2 protein-coding genes are annotated in these 3183 nt (G+C 35.6%); both read right to left on the bottom strand.

What is annotated here, in order from left to right; translation table 11 throughout:
* A partial coding sequence (locus tag MR593_RS07395) for a hypothetical protein (RefSeq protein ID WP_290691470.1) occupies positions 1-264 on the bottom strand: 264 nt, incomplete at its 3' end.
* 144 nt (positions 265-408) lie between these two features.
* Positions 409-3141, bottom strand: coding sequence for a molybdopterin-dependent aldehyde oxidoreductase (locus tag MR593_RS07390; RefSeq protein ID WP_290691466.1), 2733 nt, complete (start codon positions 3139-3141; stop codon positions 409-411).
* Between the last annotated feature and the right edge of the window lie 42 nt (positions 3142-3183).

Here is a 3183-nt window from a genome sequence, read left to right as displayed (position 1 = left end):
GCCTAATCCATTTCTCAAGCATTTAGTTTTACACTTTTGCTCACAAATTTTGCTCATTATATTAGGAAATACTACTCTATCTTCATATACCTTTCTAGCTTCAGTAAATTTTCCAGCTGAAACCAATTTGCATATTTCTCTAACATCTACATGTATAGGACACATAGCGTTACACCAAGGAGGTTCACTTTGGACACACTTACTTTCTAAGCCTCTTAAAAATGACTCGCTAAAAAAAACTTTATCTTTAAAACTACTATCCATATAAAATTCCCCCATAAAATTATGATTATAGATTAAAAGAAGGGCTTAAGATTTTAAGCCCTCCTTACCATTCACTTAACAAGAGCAGTATTTAAAAATTACTCTTATACAGTTTCAATTATTCTATTTTTAAGCTAGTATTACCTATTTTTCTAATTTATCTAATGCAGCTTTAACAACGTCTGGAGTAGCTGGTATTCTAGTTATTCTAGCACCAGTAGCGTTGAATATAGCATTTAATATAGCTGGGTGAGGAGCAGCTAGAGGTCCTTCACCTATACCAGATGCACCATAAGGTCCTTCTGGTCTTGGAGTTTCATAGAAATGTAATACTAAATCATCTGGAACGTCTTTGATTTGTGGTATACCACATTTAACTAATGAAGTATGTTTTTCTAAGTCTTCGAAGTCTTCAGTTAATGCAAGACCAATACCTTGAGCTAAAGCACCATAAACTTGACCTTCAACAACTAATTTATTGATTATAGTACCACAGTCAACTGACATAGTGAATTTTTCAACTGTAACTTTACCAGTTTCCATATCAACAGCAACTTCTGGCATATTTAATACGTACATATAGTTACTGAATGGTTTACCTTGAGCAGTAGCACCATCACAGTCAGTACATTCAGAAGCAACCCATTTACCAGTAACTTTAGTTGGTAATCCAGCAGCAACTTGTTCGTCATAAGTACGATAAGTTCCATCTTCTTTTTCTAAAGCTTTTAATAAGTTTTCAGCAGCTATTCTAGTAGCATTACCAGTAACAACGTTAGATCTACTTCCACCAGCAGGACCACTGTTTGGAGTGAATTCCATATCGCATAATACTAATTTGATATCTTCTGGTTTGTATCCAGCTTTCTTAAGAGTTTCATGAGCCATAGTTAAAGTAGTTACGTCAGCACCTTGACCATGATCTTCCCAAGAGTTGTAGATAGTTACACCATCTTTAGTTATTTCAGCGTAAGCTTCTGAAGAGTCAGCACCATCAAGACCGCATCCATAAACACCTACAGATATACCAACACCACGTTTAACTTTATCAGTAGAGTTAGCTTTTACTCTCTTCTTAGCTTCTTCCCATTCAGGTCTTAAGTCATCCATCATTTTAACTAATGAGAATACTTCAGGAGTTTGACCAGTTGGAGTAGTATCTCCAGGTCTGTAAACATTTCTATATCTTAATTCAAATGGGTCCATTCCCATCTTATCAGCTAATACATCTATTGCAGTATCAACACCCATGAAACTTTGTGGAGCACCGTATCCTCTGAATGCACTACCCCAAGCATGGTTAGTAAATACGCAGTAAGAATTATTTCTTATATTAGGTATACCATAACCAGCACCCATGAATTGTGATAGACGCATTGTTAATAAGTCACCGAATTCAGAGTATGGACCATGGTCTACGTAGTTTTCACCTTCTAATGCTAATATCTTACCATTTTCATCTGCACCAAGTTTAACTTTTAAGAATGCAGGAGATCTCTTACCAGTGTAAGTGATTTGTTGATATTGGTCATATACTAGAGAAACTGGTCTACCAGTTGCTAAGCAGCAAACACCTAGTATAGATTCCATAGTTGGTGAGAATTTATATCCAAAAGTACCACCAGTTGGGTTTTGAACTATATAACAATCTTCTGGAGCTACACCTATACCTTCACAAATCATCATGTGATGTAGATGTATACCGATACTCTTAGAGTGTATGATTAATTTTCCGTTTTCATCTATGTAAGCTTGACCACAGTCTGGTTCTAGAGGTAGATGTGGTTGACGGCTTGAATAAGATTCAACTTCTACTACATTTGGAAGAGTTTCCATTAGTGGAGCAGTATCTTCACCTTTTATACATTTAGTTTCATAGAATACGTTTGGAGTACCAGGATGTATTTCTATAGCATCTTCAGCCATTGCTTCTGGAGCACTCATGTAAGCTGGAAGTACTTCTAAGTCAACTTTAACAAGTTTAGCAGCTTCTCTAGCTATTGCTTCAGTATCAGCAGCAACTACTGCTATAGCATCACCATATTGGAATACTTTTTCGTCACAAAGAACTGGTCTATCCCAACCATCACCTTTGTTGTATCCTGGGAAGAATACTAAACCGTTTATTCTGTTGTTACCTTTAACATCTTTAGCAGTTATAACTTTATGAACTCCAGGAACTTTTAATGCTTCAGAATAATCTATTCCTTTTATTAAAGCATGTGAAACTTCAGCTTGAACTAAAGCTAATTTTAAAGTACCTTCTGGCATTTGTAAGTCCATATCAGCACCGTAATCCCAAGTACCAGTTACTTTAGCTTTTGCAGATGGTCTTACATATTCAGTACCTAATATATCGTTTCCTACTGGTTTGAATATTAAATCATCAACAGATTTTTCGCCTCTCATTACTGCAGCAGCATCCATAACAGCATCAACTAATGGTTTGTATCCAGTACAACGGCATAAGTTTTTATGTTTTTGGAACCAATCTCTTACTTCTTCTCTAGTTGGAGAAGGATTTTCAGCAAGTAAAGCTTTAGATGACATTAAGAAACCAGGTGTACAATAACCACATTGAGCACAACCATGTCCCATCCAAGCAACTTGTAGTGGATGTAGTTCGTCTCCGTTAGCTAAACCTTCTACAGTTTCTATAACAGATTCTTCTGGAACTTTTTTCATTTTTACTATACAAGAACGAACAGGTTTACCATTTAATATAACTGTACAAGTACCACAGTGACCTTGGTTACAACCTATCTTACATCCTGTAAGCATTAATTGTTCACGTAATACAGAAGCTAAACTACTTTCTGGATCAACCATTAAGTTTCTCTTCACACCATTAATGAAAAAATGTCTCTTTAATAACAATTCTAATTCCCCCTTTATATAAGCCTATAACTCTTAAATAAT

Source organism: Intestinibacter sp. (assembly GCF_022780145.1).
Lineage (GTDB): Bacteria > Bacillota > Clostridia > Peptostreptococcales > Peptostreptococcaceae > Intestinibacter.
This window is presented reverse-complemented; position numbering and strand designations above follow the sequence as displayed.